Raw genomic sequence first — 16,724 nt, forward strand, 5'->3', positions numbered from 1 at the left:
CGGGGCCAGGTCCTAGAGTGCACCCCGTGTCGAGAAAAGATGGCAGGAACGACGACCAGCTCCGCGACGTCAAGATCACCCGCGGCTTCCAGAAGTGGCCCGCCGGTTCGGTGCTGATCGAGTTCGGCAACACCCGCGTGCTGTGTGCCGCGAGCGTCACCGAGGGCGTGCCGCGCTGGCGGTCGGGCTCCGGGCTGGGCTGGGTCACCGCGGAGTACGCCATGCTCCCGTCGGCGACCAACACCCGCGGCGACCGTGAATCGGTCAAGGGCCGCATCGGCGGTCGCACCCACGAGATCTCCCGGCTGATCGGCCGCTCGCTGCGCGCGTGCATCGACCTCGCGGCGCTGGGGGAGAACACGATCGTGATCGACTGCGACGTGATCCAGGCCGACGGCGGCACCCGCACGGCCGCGGTGACCGGCGGCTACGTCGCGCTCGCCGACGCCATCACCTGGCTCGGCGCGGCGAACCGGCTCAACGACCCGCAGCCGCTGTCCGCCTCGGTCGCCGCGATCAGCGTCGGCGTGGTGGACGGCCGCGTGCGCCTTGACCTGCCCTACGAGGAGGACTCGCGCGCGGAGGTCGACATGAACGTGGTGGCCACCGACGCCGGCACGATGATCGAGGTGCAGGGCACCGGCGAGGGCGCCACCTTCGCCCGGTCCACTTTGGACCGGATGCTGGACCTGGCGCTGGCCGGCTGCGCGGACCTCACCCGGATGCAGAACGAGGCGCTGGCCCGGCCGTACCCGGGCGAGCTGCCCGAGCCGCGCCCGGACCGCAAGAAGGGCTCGAAGTGACCCGGCTGCTGCTGGCCAGCCGCAACCCGAAGAAGCTCGGCGAGCTGCGGCGGATCCTGGAGGCCGAGGGGATTTCGGGCATCGAGGTCGTCGGGCTGGACGAGGTCGAGGAGTTCCCCGAGGCCCCGGAGACCGCGCCGGACTTCGAGGGCAACGCCGTGGCCAAGGCCCGCGACGCCGTGGCCGCCACCGGCCTGCCCGCGATCGCCGACGACTCGGGCCTGGCCGTGGACGCGCTGAACGGTATGCCGGGGGTGCTCTCGGCCCGCTGGTCCGGGCGGCACGGCGACGACGAGGCCAATCTGGACCTGGTGCTCGGCCAGCTCACCGACACCCCCGACGAACGCCGGGGCGCCGCCTTCGTGTGCGCTGCCGCGCTGGTCCTGCCGGGTGGGGCGGAGACGGTGGTCCGCGGCGAGTGGCGCGGCACGCTGATCCGGGAACGCCGTGGTACCAACGGTTTCGGCTACGACCCGATCTTCGTCCCCGACGGCGGGGAGCGCACCTCGGCCGAGCTGCCGCCGGCGGAGAAGGACGCGTCTTCGCACCGCGGCCGGGCCCTGCGCGCCCTGATCCCGGGCCTGCGCGAGCTCGCCGGCTCCTGACCACCCGTCCCGATGGGCGCCGGGCGCGCTCATCGGGGCCGGCCCGGCGCCGTTCGCCCGGGGGCGCCGTGATCCATATGCTCGCTGCATGTGTGCAGACATCGTGCTGGCGGAGGACGACCCGAAGCAAGCGGAGCTCGTCCGCCGCTACCTCGAGCGGGAGCGCCACTCGGTGGTGGTCGTGCCCGACGGCCGCGAGGCACTGGAGCTGGTCCGCCGCCGGCGGCCGGACCTGCTGGTGCTCGACGTGATGCTGCCCGGGCTGGACGGGCTCGAGGTGTGCCGGATCCTGCGCGCGGAGTCCGACGTGCCCGTGCTGATGCTCACCGCCCGGTCCACAGAGGACGATCTGCTGCGCGGCCTCGACCTCGGCGCCGACGACTACATGACCAAGCCGTACAGCCCCCGTGAGCTGATGGCCCGCGTGCGGACCCTGCTGCGCCGCACCCAGTCCGCGGAGCGCGAGGCCGGGCCGATGCGCGTCGGCGCGCTGGCGGTGGACGTCGGGCGGCACGAGGTGCGGGTGCACGGGAACCCGGTGGACACCACGCCGGGTGAGTTCCGGCTGCTCGAGGTGATGGCCGCGCACCCGGACCAGGTGTTCACCCGCGGGCAGCTGCTGGAGCACCTGCACGGCTTCGACCGGTTCATCACCCAGCGCGCGATCGACGTGCACGTGATGAACCTGCGCAAGAAGATCGAGGTGGCGCCGCGCAAGCCGACGCGGCTGCTGACCGTCTACGGGGTCGGCTACAAGCTGACGGCGGGGCCGCCCGATGCGCCGTAGCCTGCTGATCCGCTGGATCGCGGTTTCGGCGCTGGTCGCCCTGTGCGCGATCGCGGCCACCGCGCTGCTGGCCGCGAAGACCACCACCGGGGCGATCCAGCAGGAGCAGGGCCAGGTCTTCGCCGACGACGGCAGCATCTACCAGGGACTGCTCTCCTACGCCGCCGCCCACCCGGACTGGACCGGGGCGGGCCCGGTCGTGCGCAAGTACGCCGAGGCCACCGGCCGCCGGGTCGTGCTGACCACCCCGCAGGGCAAGGTGATCGCCGGCTCGGACGCGGAGCCGCGGCGGCTGCCCGCGCAGCCGTCGGTGGTGATCGACCCGCTGTCGGTCGACCCGGGCCTCGGCGTCCCTTCGACGCCGGACCGGATCGACCCCAGCGCCGTCGGGCCGTACGCGCTGACGGCGGACGAGCGCGAGGACCTGCTGAACCTCGCGAGCAAGGTGCAGTCGTGCATGGAGTACTACTCCGGACTGGCCGACATCGAGGTCGGCCCGGGCGGGCACCCGCGGGTGGTGGCGCCGGAGTCCTACGCGCTGACCCGCTGCGGCGGGATCGGCCTGGAGCAGCCGGTCAAGACCGAGCAGATCGCGCTGGAAAAGCTGAACAGCCTGGTCAGCGCCTGCTTCGGGCGGACTGACCCGTCTTCTCCGGCCGTCGGGGTCCCACCGATGACCTGGACCTTCGACGGCCCGGTCTCCACCGCCACCGACCCGGCCACCCGCAGCTGCGTGACCTCGGCCCGGCGCGAGCAGCTGACGCCGTACGTCGCGCCGGCCGCGTGGCTCTACATCACGGAGAAGGGCAGCGACCAGCCGCCGAGCGGGTTCACGCTGTCCTCGGAGAACCGGGTGCGGCTGATCGCGCTGGCCGGCGGGATCCTGCTGCTGACCATCGTGGTCACCGGCCTCGCCTCGATCCGGCTGATCCGGCCGCTGCACGCGCTCACCGGCGCGGCCCAGCGGATGAAGGCGGGCGAGACCGGGGCCCGGGTACGGGTGCGGGGCAAGGACGAGATCGCGCGGCTGGCCGTGGCGTTCAACGAGATGTCCGAGACGCGGGAGCGGCTGGAGACCGCGCGCAAGGCGATGGTCAGCGACATCGCGCACGAACTGCGCACCCCGTTGAGCACCATCCGCGGCTGGCTGGAGGCCACGCAGGACGGCATCAGCCGGCTCGACCAGGAGCTGGCCGCGTCCCTGCTGGAGGAGGCGCTGCACCTGCAGCACATCGTCGACGACCTGCAGGACCTGGCCCTCGCCGACGCCGGCTCGCTGCGGGTGCACCCGGAGCCGATCGACGCGAACGTGATCCTGACCCAGCTGGCCGCGGCGCACGCCCCGCGCGCCGAAGCGTCCGGCGTCCGGCTGACCGTCACGCCGATGGACGAGCCCGAGCTGACCGCGGACCCGGTGCGATTGCGCCAGTCCCTGGACAACCTCGTGTCCAACGCCGTGCGGCACACCCCCCGAGACGGCGCGGTCACCGTCACCGGTCGCCGCGAGGGCGGTGACGTCGTGTTCGAGGTGACCGACACCGGCGTCGGCATCACCTCCGAAGACCTGCCGCACGTGTTCGACCGGTTCTGGCGGGCGGACCGCTCCCGCGCTCGCGGCTCCGGTGGCAGCGGGCTGGGCCTGGCCATCGTCCGCAACCTGGCCGAAGCGCACGGTGGCGCGGTGGCGGTGGCCAGCACCCCGGGCCACGGCTCGACCTTCACGCTCCGCCTCCCCTCGGAAGGCCCGGCCTAGCCGCGGGGGGCGCGACCAGGTGCAGCGCGGGCAGCCCACGGCCCGATGGCCGGGCGAAGCAGCCAGCGACAGCAGCAGGCCCGAAGCCTTGGCATCAGCACGTTGTCGGCCCTGCTCGGCCTCTGGCCGTGTGGTCGCCGAGGGAGTCCGGCGCACACCGGTGCCGGGTCAGGCGGCCAGGCCGAGGTCCTTGATCAGCTTCGCCACGTGGCCGGTGGCCCGGACGTTGTAGAGCGCCTTCACGATCTTGCCCTCGGTGTCCACGATGAACGTCGAGCGGATGACCCCCTGCACCACGCGGCCGTAGTTCTTCTTCTCGCCGAACGCGCCCCAGGCGGTGAGCACCGTCTTGTCCGGGTCGGACAGCAGCGGGAAGGTCAGCTCCTCGGCCCCGGTGAACTTGGCCAGCTTCTCCGGCTTGTCCGGGGAGATCCCCAGCACCTGGTAGCCGGCGTTGTTCAGCTCGGCCAGGTTGTCCCGGAAGTCGCAGGCCTGCTTCGTGCAGCCCGGGGTGCCGGCGGCCGGGTAGAAGTAGACGACCACGGCCTGGCCGCGGAAGTCGCTCAACGAGACTTCCTGGCCCGTGCTGTCGGGCAGGGTGAAGTCGGGGGCGGCGTCGCCGGGGGAGAGTCGCTGCTCGGTCATGACGGCAGCGTACTGGGCCGGATGCCGCGGCGACCGGGCCTCAGGCGGCGCCGCCGTAGGTGACCGCGCCGGGCTCGGCGGCGCTGGGCCGCAGCAGCACCTTGAGCTGGGTGGTCTGCTCGGGCACGGCGAACGCGAGGGTCATCCGCGCGGTGCGGCCGGATTGCAGGTCCTTGCCCGCGTCGAAGATCCCGTTCAGGCCCTGGGTGGCGTCCACCACCTGCTTGGCCGGGCGGCCGGAGATGCTGGCCGTGACCGCGAGGCCGGACAGCTTGTAGGCGTCGGCGCCGTTGTTCGTCACCTCGATGTCGAACGAGGCGGCGCGCTGGCTGCGGGGGTAGGCGGCGGCACTCGGCTTGAACGACTGCGGGGCCGAGACCGAGATGGTGATCCCGCTGGCGAACCGGTGCTCGGTGCCGAACTGCGACTCGGTCGCGGACTGGGCGGCCGCGGCCTTCGCCGGCGCGCCCGCGCCGAGTGCCGCCGCGCCCTCCCGAGCGTCGACCCCGCAGGCCGCCACCCCGAACAGCAGGCAAGCGGACAGCAACAGCTTCGGGGTGCGCGCGAGCGCCATCGTGGGGTACTCCAGTCGGGGTGCGGGCCGGGGCCGTTCGGCCTAGCTGCCGAAGCGGACCCGCTCCACTGTGGCCGCACATGCACCTGCGCGCGCACGAAGACGCGCACCTGGTGTCGACCCGTGGCCGATCCGTGACCGAAAGCGCACGCCGGGTGACAGTTGTCACCGAAACGCCACTCGCTCGGCGGGGCTCAAACGGCGGGGTTCAGACGGCAAAGGCGAACAGCAGGATGAAGACCGCCACGCCCGCGCCCCAGGCGACCATCAGCCAGCCGAAGTCGCGCACCGGGTCGACCGCGCGGCTCTCCTCGCCCGGGATGTAGACGCCGCGGCTTTCGAACCAGTCGGTCAACTGGTTGAGCCAGCTCATCGGACTGCGCTTCGCCACGGCCCGCCTCCCGGTCCCTCGGTCCTGCGGCCAGCCTAACGGGCCCGGCGCCCCCAAGAGCTGGTGATGCCGAGGCGGAACCGAGTCAGGTGCGGCGCAACGCCGGATCTCGCTCGACCTCGGCGGTGATGAACTCCAAGCAGCGGTCCTGGACCGAACGAGGACGGCTAGAGCACGGGCGGTCCCTGTTCGATCCGGCGCTGGATCGGTTCGAGGCGGTAGAGGTCTTCACGGGTCTGGAGCCGGCGCTCGTCCCACCAGGTGGCGCCCGCGTCGGCGAGCGGGCCGAGCAGGTCGCGCGCCCGGGCCCGGTCGCCGGGGCTGGCCCCGCCGACCACCACCTCGAACGGCCCGGGCTCGCGGTGCTCGTGGACGTACTCGACCAGCTCCCGCACCTGCTCGGCCGGCGGCGCCTCCCCGTGCCTGGCGTCGGCGAACAGCGGCACGACCCCGTCCCAGCGCGCGGCCCGCCGCATCGGCCGCCGCCGCGGCCAGTACCCGGCGATCCACACCGGCGGCCGGGGCCGTTGCACGGTCGCGGGCAGCAGCGTGACGTCGTCGACCCGGTAGTGCGGTCCCCGGTGGTCGACCCGCTCGCCGGACCAGTACCGCTCCAGCAGCCCGAGCCCTTCGTCCAGCCGCTCGGCCAGCACCACCGGGTCGGTCGTGTCGCCGAAGCTGCCGAACTCGTCGTCGATGGGCCCGCCGAGCCCCGCGCCGAAGATCACCCGCCCGCCGCTGACGGAGTCCAGCGTGGCCACCTGCCGCGCCAGCTGCTCGGGCCGCCGCCGCGCCACCGGGGTGACCAGCGGGCCCAGCCGGATCCGCGAGGTGGCCAGGGCCGCGGCGGTCAGCAGCATCCAGGGGTCGCCGAACGCCTGCCCCCGGCGCTCGGCCTTGTCGTGCACCACGTGGTCCCAGAGGAACAACCCGTCCCAGCCCGCCTCCTCCGCGGCCACGGCCACCTTCGCGACGGTCCTGGCGTCGGCGAAGTCGCCGAAGTTGGGAATGTTGATCGAGAAGCGCATGCGCCCGATCGTGCTCGGCCGGAGAGGGCGGGGCAACCGGTGCCGGTGCCGGAGTGGTCGGGGTATCGCTGAACAGCCACAACCGTATGGAGTATCCGGGATGGTGGGCGTAGGCATCGAGCGCAGGCAGGGTGGTGGTGTTCAGGGCCCGCGTACGCCAGGTCAGGAAGGTGGCGGCGCTAATTCCCAGATCCCGCGCGCAGGCGCTCAGGCTCACGTCGCGTGAGTCGCGCACCCGGTTCAGCTCTCCCATGATCGCGTCGAGCTGGGATAGGGCGGACGGGTTCGCTACGGCGACCGTTTTCGTGCTCGGCCCGCGCGTGCGCTCGGCCGGACCAGGCGGAAGCACACCGGGCAGTCCCGGGTGCGGTCCCGGTCGTCGCCCAGTTCTTCGGACAGTTCGCCGCGCCATGCCCAGCGGGCGGGGATGGCGTACTTGTAGCGGCTGCACTCGGGGCTGTACGGCCGGTCCGACACGGCCAGGTGCTCACGGTCGTATCGGTGGTTACGGGTGTCCTTCGCGTTGAAGTGCACGGCGTACCGCAGGCGATCGACCTCGCTGGCCGGCAGTTCGCCCATGATTCGCTCTCCACACCATCCCCGTGTCATGAGGACGACACTAAGAGTGACCGAATAGTAGAGGGGTACCTTTCGTACCCTCACCCGGTCGGCCTCAAGCGATCACGAGACCCACTCTCCGAGTGAGGTCGCGCACCGCTTCGCGTTCTCCGGCCGGGGGCTGCTTGGCCAAGTCGATCAGCATGTCTCGGGCAAATCCGTTGAAGCTGATGGTCTCGCTGGCGACGCGTTGGGCACGGTCGAGCAGGGTCAGCACGGCGAGGTCGTCACCCTGTTGGGCGTGTACGCGCGCCACCTCGATGAGATGCCGACCGCGACGAGCCAGGGATGGGATCGCGTCCGGATCGAGCGCGCCAGCGGCGCGGCGTGCTTCGCCAGCGCGGCGTAGCTCGACGCCGAGGGTCACGGCGTGGGCACCCATGACGCTCTGCGAGAAGCTGGTTTGGGTGTGGCGGTAGCCGGCACCGAGGCGTCGGGCGACGGCTTCCGCGGCCTCCCAATGAGCCCACGCCTCGCCGTGTCGTCCACGTCTGGCGTACACGTAGGCGATCTCGGCTTCCAGGGCTCCGACCATGCCGCGCCAATCGAGCGGTGCGTTCTCAAGGTAGGGGAGCAGCTGGTCGCGCGCGTCGGTTGCCAGCGTGATGGCTTCGGCCCACCGGCCAGCGTCGCGCAACGCTTGCACCATTGCCCAGGCGCCACCGGCCATGGAGTAGGGGTCGTCCGCCTCCTGTGCTTCGGTCATGGCGCGGTCGGCCACCATCCACACCAGCTCGGGCGACGGCTGGTACGCCACGTAGAAATCGCTCAGCTGGTAGACCCCGGACAGCACCTTCCGAGCGGCGCGGCGCTCTTCGCCGCGCAGGGCGCGGGCAGTGGTCTGCGCGTCACGGATCAGTCCGGGCAGCAGGCTGCCGAGCTGGGTGCGATGGTCGGAGGACGAATGCCGCACCAGCCACGCCATGCGCAACCGCTCGGCGAGGTGCGGAACGGATGCCAGCGAGCCGGTGGTGCTGACTCGGTACTCGGTCAGCGCGGCCTGTACCTCGGACAACGCCGCGTGTTGAGCCCCGGCGTACACGGTGACAGGGACTGCATGGCTGTTGCCGGTCAGGTCGGCGAGATCGTCGAGTTCGAGCTGCTGGGCGATGCGAAGCAGCATGCTCAGCCGGGGCGTTTGGATCCGGCCCTTCTCGACGGCCTTCAGCCACTCCGCGGACCTGCCTAGCAAGCCCGCAAGAACCGGCCGGGACATTCCGGCCCGCTCGCGGTAGAACTGGATCTTCCTGCCCACGGACAGGCCGTCGGTGTTGGTCACAATGACCACCCTTGTTCGCGGTGAGACCTCTTCGCGTGGCCCCGGGAGCCACCCGGGGCCACGCGAAGAGGTACGAGACCACTGTACTGCGAACCTTCTGCGGTAATTCTGCGGTAAACGAGTCGATCCGAGTAGAAGCTCGGTTGCTGCTTCGCTGGTCAGGGCCGGGGAGTGGGGCCGGAGAGACTCGAACTCTCACTGGCACGGACCTAAACCGTGTGCCTCTGCCAATTGGGCTACGGCCCCCGGGGACCTCCGCGAATCGTAGCGTGCGCCACGTTCGGGTCGGCTCGGCGTGGCCAGTGGCCGCCGGGGGTGGGGAGTCCTCTACCGTGGGCTCCTACAGTCCGATGCGGCGAGGAGGGCACGTGGCTCGCGACCCCGAGACCATCGAGCGTGAGATCGAGCAGGCCAGGACCAACCTGGTGACGACGCTCGACCAGCTCGGCACCAAGGCCAATCCGCAGCGGCTGGCGAACGCGGCCAAGGACGGCGCCCGCGCCAAGCTGGACGACCCCAAGGTCAAGTACCCGCTGATCGGCGTCGGTGCGCTGATCGCGGTGCTGCTGCTGCGCAAGCTGTTCCGCTGAGCCGGCCCCGATGAGCCGGCACTGACCGGCTGACGGCCCGATCGACCGGTGACGGTCGGTCGGGCCGCTCCGTCCGGTGCGCGCGAGGGCCCTGCGGGCGGACGAGCCGCGGGAAGTCCCGGCGGCGCGGGCTGCCGAGAGCCAGGCGTGACGGTCAGGTCAGGCGCGAGTGGCTGGCGGCTGGGCCGAGGCGACCGCGGGCACGGCGGGGTGACTGGGCTCCTCGGGCCGGCGGTCCTCGACCTCCTTCGGGAGCTGTTTGCTCGCCGGAAGCTGTGGCTTGGCCGGCTTCCCGGAAGCCTGGTCGGGCACGGACACCTCGGACGAGGCGGGCTCCGGGGCCGCGTCGGAAGCCGTCCCCGAGCCGGTGGGAGCAGGACCGGCGGCCGGATCGGCGTCCGCACGAGCACCCCCACTGCCCGGTCCGGACCTCCCGCCGGACGGCGGCACCCGCAGCGGTTCGATCTCCGGCAGGGTCAGCCGGGCGGTCATGTAGGTGCTGGTGAACTCCAGCGCGCTCCCGTTGAGCAGGTGCACGACCGTGGGTCGCCCGTCCGGGGCGACCTGGTCGACCAACTGGTCCGCGCGGTCACGGGCAGCGATGATCCCCGGCGCCTTCGCCGACAGCTCCCGGCCCAGGCCGGAGACGGTGATCGTCCAGTCTTCGTCGTCGTGCCGGTACGTCGCTGTGATCGTCTCCACCACTGTCCACCCCTCTCGTCATCAGCATGCGTCACTGGCCGGGACTCGGCCACCGCGCGCTCATGACGCGATTTTCAGCTCCCCGCGACTCTCCATCAGTCTTTCTACAGTGTCATCGATACCGTAGGAAAACTCTGTGTCACAAGTAACGAGACGGAAAACGCGCTGAGTGACGACCGAATGGCCTAATGCACGCGCATCTTCACGGGCATCTCAGTGCGTGGTCCGGGACAGCCCGGACCACAGCAGGTCCATGGCGTATCCGGTCGCTGCCTGGGGGGTGACGGCGGGGAAGCGCTCGCACCAGATCGCCAGCCGTTCGCAGGCCCCGACGACCAGTTCGGCCGAAGCCTCGGCCCGCTGGGTGTCCTCGAGGTCGAAGTAGCCACTGACCAGCGTGGCGATCAGGCCGGTCTGCTGACGGCGGGTCTGCTCGATCTCCTCGGCCGCCGGGGTGCCGATCAGCGCCATCTCCTGGCGCAGCAGCGACCAGGCCGGGCGGTGCTCGCCGATGAACACGAAGAACGCCAGCAGCCCGCGGCGCAGGGCCTCCTCCGCGGTTTCGGCGCCGGCCGTCGCCTGCTCGGTGACCTCGCGCAACGCCGCCCGGGCCTGGCCGATGCAGGCCAGCAGCAGTCCTTCCTTCGAGCGGAAGTACTCGTACAGCATCGGCTTCGAGACGCCCACCAGTTCGGCGATTTCGTCCATCGAAGCCGCCGCGTACCCGCGTTCGCCGAACACCCGCTCCGCGACTTCGATCATCTGCCGTTCGCGTTCGGCCCGGGGCATGCGCTTGCGCTTGGCGGTGGTCACCCCGGGCACTCTACCGGCGGTAAATTACTCAAAGTAATGTCGCCGGACCCGGCGCGTGGCCGTCAGCCGGGACCGAGCCCGCGCAGGTGCGTGATCAGGTCGGCCGAGGGCAGGGCGCAGAGTTCCGCCATGCGTTCCAGGGCCGCCAGATCGAGCGAGACCTCGGCCGAACTCGAGTCCGGCCCCGGGTCGGCGGCCTGGCGCAGGCGGTCCTCGGCCCAGCGGCGCAGCGGCAGCAGCTCCGGGGCCGCCTCCGCGATCACCCGCTGCAGGTCGACCCGGACCCGGCCGGGTTCCTCGACGAACACCCGCCGGTGCACCTTGGCCAGCAGGTCCTGCGGCAGCTCGTCCATGGCGACGCACAGCTCCACCAGGCGCACCACGGAACACTGCCGGGTACCCAGCTCGTAGGTCGCCAGCGTCTGCAGCGAGATCTCGCTCTGCAGATGCCGGTTCAGCTCCTTGCGCGTCCAGCCGCGCCCGCGCCTGAGCTTGCGGAGCTCGTCTCCGAGTATCCGCTGGTAGTGCTCGACGTCGATCACCACTCCTCGTCCCCTGCCCTGATCCACGATCCCTCCGCGCCTCGTCCGCTGTCGTGGCTGCGAACGCGTGCGCTTCTCACGTGTATGAAAGTGGGCAGCGCGCTTTTCCTTACGCGGTTTGGCCGAAGAGTTTGGTGACAATTTCACCAGCTACCCCGAACGGGGTAACGCGGTGACCCGTACAGCTCAGTTGACGCAGGGCACGCCGTCGGCCGTGATCGGGTTGCCGGCCGAGCCGTCGTCGGGCGCGGCGTTCGACGACGGCGGGGCGGTGGCACCGGAAGAGGCACCGGAAGCGGCCGGGTTCGAGCTGCTGGAGGCCGAGTCGGACGGGCTGTAGTCGGTGCCGAGGAAGATCATCACGTGCCCGGCGGCGACGCTCTTGTCCTCCTGGACCGTGGCCTTCGTGCCCAGCGCGTCGGCGACCGCCTGCCCGGCGTCCTTCCGGCCCTTCGGCACCCAGATCACCGTGGTCTTGCGCGAGGTCCCGTTCGCCGTCTCACCGGCGGTGAAGCCCTTGGCGGTCAGCTGCTGGGCGACGCTCGCGGCCAGCCCGGTGCGGCCGGAGGAGTTGCGCACGTCGACCGTGGTCGCCTTGTTCGCGCTGTCGTCGGCCGGCGGCGGCGTCTGGCCCTGGCTCTGCTGCGGGGCCACACCCTGCACGAACGCCCGGACCGCGGCCGGGTCCACCTTGATCGCGGAGCCGTCGCCCGGCGTCTGGTAGTCGACGTTCTCCACCGGGATGGTGCGGAACTCGAGCTGGCCGCCGGTCAGGCCCTTCATCTGCTCGGCGAAGCCGAAGATGTCCCAGTTCTGGTTCAGCACCACGGACTTCTTGATCGCCTCGATCAGCGCGTTGAGCTTGGTCGGGTCGGCCAGCGTGCCGGCCGAGAGCACCTTGCGCGCCATCCCGGCCATGAACACCTGCTGGCGGACCACCCGGTCGAGGTCGCCGCGGGGCAGGCCGTGGCGCTGCCGCACGAACTCCAGCGCCTGGATCCCGGAGATCGTGTGCTGGCCCTTGGTGAACTTCGCGCCGGAGTACTTGTCGTCCACGTTGTCGGACAGGCAGACGTCGACGCCGCCGATGGCCGTGGTGATGTCGCTGAAGCCGAGCAGGTTGATCGCCGCGTAGTTGTCGATCGTCGACCCGGTGAGCTCCTGTACGGTGGCGATCAGCTCCTTCGCGCCGGCCTGGTTGGCCTGGACGTCGAGCTGCTTCGGGTCGGTCACGCCCTGCTTCTGCAGCTCCTTGCGGGCCTGGAGCATCGCGCGGGCGTACGCGGAGTTGATCTTGTGCTTGCCGTAGCCGCCCGGGATGTCCACGTAGGAGTCGCGCGGCAGCGAGATGGCCACGGCCTTGCTGCCGTCGTTCGGGATGTGCACGAAGATCAGCGTGTCGGTGTTGAGCTCCCCGTCCGACTCGCCCGCGCTCATCTGGTCGAGCAGTTCCTGGGGGAGCGGGTTGCCCTGCGGGTCGGTCCGGCTGTCGAGGCCGACCAGGAGGATGTCGCGGGCGCCGTCGGCGGGCTGGTCGCCGCCGGACTTCGGGTCGATCACGTCGGCGTAGTTCAGGCCGTTGACCAGGCCCTGCAGCGAGGCCCACGCGTACCCGGTGAGCCCCATGACCAGCAGCGAGACCACGGCGAGGGAGACCTTGGCGCCGCGGAAGGAGTTGCGGCGGGCCCGCTGCGCCGGACGGCGGCCGGGCGGAGGACCCGGGCGGCGGGGCGGGACCGGGTGCGGTTCGCGGGAGGATCCGTACGCGGCGCTTTCACGGGAGGAGCGACCGGACGGCGGGACGCGCCGGGCCGGGCTGCGCTCGGGCGTGCCCGACCGGGGGCGGGCCGGGCGGCGGTCGCCGGGCCCGTTCCGAGGCGGGTTGTCCACGCGTCGGCTCCTTCTCGTCGGTGCTGTCCTCTGGGGTGCCACGGGCCCCCGGTGGTGAAGACGCATGGTGCCGGGACGTGGTTGCCGTAGGTTTACACATCCCCTTCTTCGTGTGGCGCGCACCACCCATGTTCCGGCATCCGCACCCGATTCGCCCGACCGGCGGTACCCCGCACGGGCGGACGGCTCCCGCTCAACCCGGCGACACCCCGGCCGCCCGCCGGGCCGGGACCAGGCACGACGCGGCGGCGACCAGGGCGAACAGCGCGGTCGCGGCGTGCAGGACCACCGTCGCGGCGCCCGAGGGCTCACCGTCGGAGGCGGCCACCAGCGCCGGGATGCAGCCGAGCGCACAGGCCAGCCAGGTGCCGGCCGTGGCCGTGGCACCGGTCCGCACCGTGTGCAGCAGCAGCACGCCGAGCAGGAGGTGGACCAGGCTCTGCACCGGGTCGAAGCGGAGGCCGAGCAGGTCGGCGTCCGCGGCGACGTCGCCGAAGCGGGCCAGCGCCAGGCCGAACACGCCGGCCGTCGCGTACCCGATGCCGAGCACGGCGGCGGCCCGGGCCAGCAGCACCGGGTGCCACCCGGGCCCGGTGCGGACGCGGGCCGGCGGCTCGAACTCGAAGGCACCGGGGCGGGGGCGGCGTTCGAACCACCAGAACACCACGAGCGCGGGCACCGCCAGCAGCGCGACGGCCATCGCGGTCCGCGGCCGGGCCAGCCAGCGGAGGTCTTCGGCGACCGGGCCCGGCAGGTACACCACGGACACGAGCAGCAGCATCGCCGCGAGGAAGGCCAGGTACAGGCTCATCGGGGCGTGCAGCACCGGTCCCACCACCCGCCGGACCACCGGCCGTGCCGCCCAGCGCCGCAACGGAGCCGCGAACAGCCCGGCCAGGCCCGCCTGCGCGACCCCCAGCAGCAGCACCTCCCACGGCGGAGCGGACAGGGCCGCGGGCGCGCCGGGGCTGCCCAGCAACGTCGGCGAAGCACCCAGCGCGAAGCTCGCCACCGCGAGCCCGCCGGCCCCGGCCACCGCGGCCCCGGCCAGCACCCGGCGGGACGGCCGGACACCGTCCGCGTGCGCGAAAGCCAACTGCTGGGCCAGCAACGCCAGCGCGAGCGTCGCGCCGTAATGCGGAAGCTGCGAGCCCGACCGGACCGCGGTCAGCTCGCCCGCCACGACCAGGGCCGCCAGCGTGAAGACGGTGGCCCGGCGGGACCGGCGGTGCAGCGCCAGCAGGGCCGGCGCGCCGACGATCATCAGCAGGTACACGCCCAGCAGCCACAGCGGGTGCAGCGCGATCCGCATCACCGTGGCGCTGGTGCCGGCCGGGATGCCGAGCAGTTCGAGGGCCAGCGGCACCAGCAGCGCCACCACCGCGAAGATGAGCGCGGGTCGCAGCAGGGGGCTCGCGCGCTCGGCCAGGTAGTGCCGGTAGCCGCGGTCGTGTTCGGCCGCCCAGCCCGCCGCGTTCGCGTGACCGCCGGCGAAGAACAGCAGCGGGGTGAGCTGCGCGAGCCAGGTCAACGGCCACAGCGCCGACTCCGGCGCGCCCGCCCAGTCGGCGAGCGCGGTCACCGACTCACCGAGCATCAGCAGCACCGCGCCCCCCGCCCCGAGCAGGGCCCAGCGGCTCGGCGGCCCGGTCCGGACCGGCCCGGACCGCCGCCGGGCCGCGGGCCAGCTCCGCAGCCGCAGCACCAGCAGGGCGCCGATGACCAGCACCCCCGCCACCATCGCGTCGATCGGGTCGCCCACCGGCGGGCCCCAGCGCTGGTGCCAGGAGTTGATCACCAGACCGGCCGAGTACAGCGTCGCGACGAGCCGGCAGGTGCGCGGCGAGTCCATCGGGTTCAGGTCGCAGGTGTGGTGCATGTCCTTCGACAGCTGGGCGTCGAGCGAGGCCCGCGCCGCCTGGTCCAGCGGGTGACCCTTCTTGTCGGCGTACCGCAGCAGGTCGTAGCCGAGGTCGTGCGCCTTGCACGGCACGGAGTAGTCCCACTTCGTGTTGTCGTCACCCCACGGGGCGGAGCAGCCGCCGTCGACGTGCACGGCCCGCACCGTCCCGTCCCGCGCGGTCAGCACGCCCGGCCGCACACCCGTCTCGGCGGTGAAATCCTTCGGCAGCCGGGCCAGCGCGCTCGGCCACGGTCCCGGGTGGACGAGCGCGTCGATGGCGTTCTGCGCCGCCAGCACGTCACCGGTGGGTGGCCCCTGGTCCGGCGGCGAAGCCGGGCGCGAAGCGATCAGCCCGAAGCCGAACACGATGAAGAGCACGAGCAGCAGCCACCCCGACGTCGACCACCGGCGTCGGGGACGGGCGGCGGCCGGAGCGCGGTCGTCGGTGTCGGGCATGCCCCCAGGGTGCCAGCCCGGCCGCGGACCCGGCAGAGGGACAGCCCCGCGCGCGGCGGGGGAGAACCGCCGAGGCCGACAGCGCGGGTCATACCGCCTGATTCCGGACGGTGCCGCCGCGCGTTCAGCCCGCTTCGGCGAACCGCACCTGGTTGCGCCCGCCCTCCTTGGCCGCGTAGACGGCGGCGTCCGCGGCGTGCAGCAACTGCTCCACGGTGGACCCGTCCGGTCCGAGCAGGGCCACCCCGATCGAGGCGGTGCGGTCGCTGATCCGGGCCTGCCCGCCGCGTTTGTCGGTGCTCACGGTCTGCTGCTCGGCGAGGGCGACGCGGATGCGCTCGGCCGTCACCTTGGCCGCCGTCTGGTCGACGTCCGGCAGCAGGATCAGGAACTCCTCGCCGCCGAACCGGCCGATGATGTCCTTGGGCCGGGTGATCTCGTCGAGCGTCTGGGCCACGGTGCGCAGCACGTCGTCGCCGGCCGGGTGGCCGAACGTGTCGTTGATCCACTTGAAGTGGTCGAGGTCGATCATCAGCAGCGCCAGGGTTTCGCCGCCGCGCGCGGAGCGGGCCAGCGCGCGCTCGGCCGATTCGGACCAGCCGCGCACGTTGAAGATCCCGGTCTTCGGGTCCGTGCGCGCCTCCGACTGCAACTGGTTGATCTCGGCCAGCCGGTTGCCGAGCACGGTGATCAGCACCAGGATCACGATCGCCGGCGGGATCTCCACCAGCAGGATGGTGGCGATCGTGCCGAGCCCGATGGTCGAGAGCTCCAGCAGGTTGTCGTCCTTGGTGCCCAGCACGTTGCTCAGCGTCGGCGCCGAGGTGCCGCCGAGCGCCAGCAGGCTGCCGATCACGATCGCCTGCAGCGCGGCGTAGCAGAAGCCGACGAGCATCAGGATGCCGAAGACCGGCAGTGAGTTGGCCGGGCCGAGCCGGGCCACCTCCGCCGAGGCGAACGCCTGGTAGAGCTGGTGGGCCAGCAGCGCCGAAACGGCGTGGGTCAGCGAAGTGAAGAGGAACTTGTGCGGCGGCCTCCGCGAGTTGAACCAGCGCTGGGTCCGCACGATCGCGATCAGCAGCAGGGTCAGGTGGATCGGCAGCAGCAGCGCGCCCGGGAAGATCCAGATGCCGGACAGGTCGATGTGCACGGCCGTGACCCGGTTGCGCCGCCGCTCCTCCTGGCGGCGGGTGAGCTGGATGTGCACGGTGGCGCAGGCGGCGAGGATGCCGAACCGGGCCCAGTCGACGAGTGCCGTCTCGCCGGTGGTGACGATCGCGAACGTCAGCAGCGCGACCGAGACCGCTTCCCAGGAAAGCAGGAAAACGATCATCGGGCGCGGCTT

Annotated in this window: 17 protein-coding genes and 1 tRNA gene; 5 read left to right on the forward strand and 13 right to left on the reverse strand. The window is 72.0% G+C overall.

Annotated elements, in window-relative coordinates; all coding sequences use genetic code 11:
• Positions 1–26: 26 nt before the first annotated feature.
• From rph to NYF13_RS12540, 4 genes are all read left to right on the forward strand, one after another.
• A complete protein-coding gene (gene rph, locus NYF13_RS12525; protein ID WP_315656457.1) occupies positions 27–803 on the forward strand; it encodes a ribonuclease PH in 777 nt (258 codons plus the stop codon).
• Positions 800–1,408 carry an RdgB/HAM1 family non-canonical purine NTP pyrophosphatase gene (gene rdgB / locus NYF13_RS12530; RefSeq protein WP_315656458.1) on the forward strand — a complete coding sequence of 203 codons (609 nt, stop codon included), beginning with the start codon at positions 800–802 and terminating at the stop codon, positions 1,406–1,408. Before rph ends, rdgB begins: the two co-directional genes overlap by 4 nt.
• An 88-nt stretch (positions 1,409–1,496) precedes the next feature.
• On the forward strand, positions 1,497–2,195 hold the full coding sequence (locus tag NYF13_RS12535) for a response regulator transcription factor (protein ID WP_315656459.1): 699 nt from the start codon (positions 1,497–1,499) through the stop codon (positions 2,193–2,195).
• A complete protein-coding gene (locus NYF13_RS12540) occupies positions 2,185–3,948 on the forward strand; it encodes a HAMP domain-containing sensor histidine kinase (RefSeq protein WP_315656460.1) in 1,764 nt (587 codons plus the stop codon). The genes NYF13_RS12535 and NYF13_RS12540 overlap by 11 nt, the downstream gene beginning before the upstream one ends.
• Before the next feature lie 168 nt (positions 3,949–4,116).
• Here the strand turns inward: NYF13_RS12540 and bcp are convergent, their stop codons facing one another.
• From bcp to NYF13_RS12575, 7 genes are all read right to left on the reverse strand, one after another.
• Positions 4,117–4,593 carry a thioredoxin-dependent thiol peroxidase gene (gene bcp / locus NYF13_RS12545; RefSeq protein WP_315656461.1) on the reverse strand — a complete coding sequence of 159 codons (477 nt, stop codon included), beginning with the start codon at positions 4,591–4,593 and terminating at the stop codon, positions 4,117–4,119.
• 40 nt (positions 4,594–4,633) lie between these two features.
• Positions 4,634–5,167, reverse strand: a complete 534-nt coding sequence (locus NYF13_RS12550; RefSeq protein WP_315656463.1) for a hypothetical protein — start codon at positions 5,165–5,167, stop codon at positions 4,634–4,636.
• 208 nt (positions 5,168–5,375) lie between these two features.
• Positions 5,376–5,558 carry a hypothetical protein gene (locus tag NYF13_RS12555; protein WP_315656464.1) on the reverse strand — a complete coding sequence of 61 codons (183 nt, stop codon included), beginning with the start codon at positions 5,556–5,558 and terminating at the stop codon, positions 5,376–5,378.
• Positions 5,559–5,725: 167 nt separating this feature from the next.
• Positions 5,726–6,586, reverse strand: coding sequence for an LLM class flavin-dependent oxidoreductase (locus NYF13_RS12560; protein WP_315656465.1), 861 nt, complete (start codon positions 6,584–6,586; stop codon positions 5,726–5,728).
• Between the two features lie 288 nt (positions 6,587–6,874).
• Entirely contained in the window at positions 6,875–7,165 is a 291-nt protein-coding gene (locus NYF13_RS12565) for a hypothetical protein (protein ID WP_315656466.1), read from the reverse strand.
• 94 nt (positions 7,166–7,259) lie between these two features.
• Positions 7,260–8,483: a helix-turn-helix transcriptional regulator gene (locus NYF13_RS12570; RefSeq protein ID WP_315656467.1), complete on the reverse strand. Its 1,224-nt coding sequence runs from the start codon at positions 8,481–8,483 to the stop codon at positions 7,260–7,262.
• 172 nt (positions 8,484–8,655) lie between these two features.
• Positions 8,656–8,729 (reverse strand) — tRNA-Leu (locus tag NYF13_RS12575).
• Positions 8,730–8,851: 122 nt separating this feature from the next.
• Between NYF13_RS12575 and NYF13_RS12580 the strand changes: the two genes are divergently transcribed.
• Positions 8,852–9,073: a DUF3618 domain-containing protein gene (locus NYF13_RS12580; RefSeq protein ID WP_315656468.1), complete on the forward strand. Its 222-nt coding sequence runs from the start codon at positions 8,852–8,854 to the stop codon at positions 9,071–9,073.
• A gap of 159 nt (positions 9,074–9,232) precedes the next feature.
• Here NYF13_RS12580 and NYF13_RS12585 read toward each other — a convergent pair whose 3' ends face one another.
• The 6 genes from NYF13_RS12585 to NYF13_RS12610 all read right to left on the reverse strand — a co-directional run bounded on the left by NYF13_RS12585 (position 9,233) and on the right by NYF13_RS12610 (position 16,712).
• Positions 9,233–9,775 carry a hypothetical protein gene (locus NYF13_RS12585; RefSeq protein ID WP_396287039.1) on the reverse strand — a complete coding sequence of 181 codons (543 nt, stop codon included), beginning with the start codon at positions 9,773–9,775 and terminating at the stop codon, positions 9,233–9,235.
• A 213-nt stretch (positions 9,776–9,988) separates the two neighbouring features.
• Positions 9,989–10,588, reverse strand: a complete 600-nt coding sequence (locus tag NYF13_RS12590; protein WP_315656470.1) for a helix-turn-helix domain-containing protein — start codon at positions 10,586–10,588, stop codon at positions 9,989–9,991.
• A 62-nt stretch (positions 10,589–10,650) separates the two neighbouring features.
• Positions 10,651–11,133: a helix-turn-helix transcriptional regulator gene (locus NYF13_RS12595; RefSeq protein WP_315657326.1), complete on the reverse strand. Its 483-nt coding sequence runs from the start codon at positions 11,131–11,133 to the stop codon at positions 10,651–10,653.
• Positions 11,134–11,316: 183 nt separating this feature from the next.
• Positions 11,317–12,756: an LCP family protein gene (locus NYF13_RS12600; protein WP_315657327.1), complete on the reverse strand. Its 1,440-nt coding sequence runs from the start codon at positions 12,754–12,756 to the stop codon at positions 11,317–11,319.
• Positions 12,757–13,213: 457 nt separating this feature from the next.
• On the reverse strand, positions 13,214–15,379 hold the full coding sequence (locus tag NYF13_RS12605; RefSeq protein ID WP_315656471.1) for a phospholipase A2: 2,166 nt from the start codon (positions 15,377–15,379) through the stop codon (positions 13,214–13,216).
• 124 nt (positions 15,380–15,503) lie between these two features.
• Positions 15,504–16,712 carry a GGDEF domain-containing protein gene (locus NYF13_RS12610; protein WP_315656473.1) on the reverse strand — a complete coding sequence of 403 codons (1,209 nt, stop codon included), beginning with the start codon at positions 16,710–16,712 and terminating at the stop codon, positions 15,504–15,506.
• Between the last annotated feature and the right edge of the window lie 12 nt (positions 16,713–16,724).

Source organism: Amycolatopsis sp. PS_44_ISF1, from assembly GCF_032335455.1.
Taxonomy (GTDB): Bacteria; Actinomycetota; Actinomycetes; order Mycobacteriales; family Pseudonocardiaceae; genus Amycolatopsis.

Excerpts from the sequence above, each read along its gene's own strand:
- NYF13_RS12535 (WP_315656459.1), top strand. The coding sequence starts at position 1,497 with ATGTGTGCAGACATCGTGCTGGCGGAGGACGACCCGAAGCAAGCGGAG.
- NYF13_RS12540 (WP_315656460.1), top strand. The coding sequence starts at position 2,185 with ATGCGCCGTAGCCTGCTGATCCGCTGGATCGCGGTTTCGGCGCTGGTC.
- bcp (WP_315656461.1), bottom strand. The coding sequence starts at position 4,593 with ATGACCGAGCAGCGACTCTCCCCCGGCGACGCCGCCCCCGACTTCACC.
- NYF13_RS12550 (WP_315656463.1), bottom strand. The coding sequence starts at position 5,167 with ATGGCGCTCGCGCGCACCCCGAAGCTGTTGCTGTCCGCTTGCCTGCTG.
- NYF13_RS12560 (WP_315656465.1), bottom strand. The coding sequence starts at position 6,586 with ATGCGCTTCTCGATCAACATTCCCAACTTCGGCGACTTCGCCGACGCC.
- NYF13_RS12565 (WP_315656466.1), bottom strand. The coding sequence starts at position 7,165 with ATGGGCGAACTGCCGGCCAGCGAGGTCGATCGCCTGCGGTACGCCGTG.
- NYF13_RS12600 (WP_315657327.1), bottom strand. The coding sequence starts at position 12,756 with ATGGGGCTCACCGGGTACGCGTGGGCCTCGCTGCAGGGCCTGGTCAAC.
- NYF13_RS12605 (WP_315656471.1), bottom strand. The coding sequence starts at position 15,379 with ATGCCCGACACCGACGACCGCGCTCCGGCCGCCGCCCGTCCCCGACGC.
- NYF13_RS12610 (WP_315656473.1), bottom strand. The coding sequence starts at position 16,712 with ATGATCGTTTTCCTGCTTTCCTGGGAAGCGGTCTCGGTCGCGCTGCTG.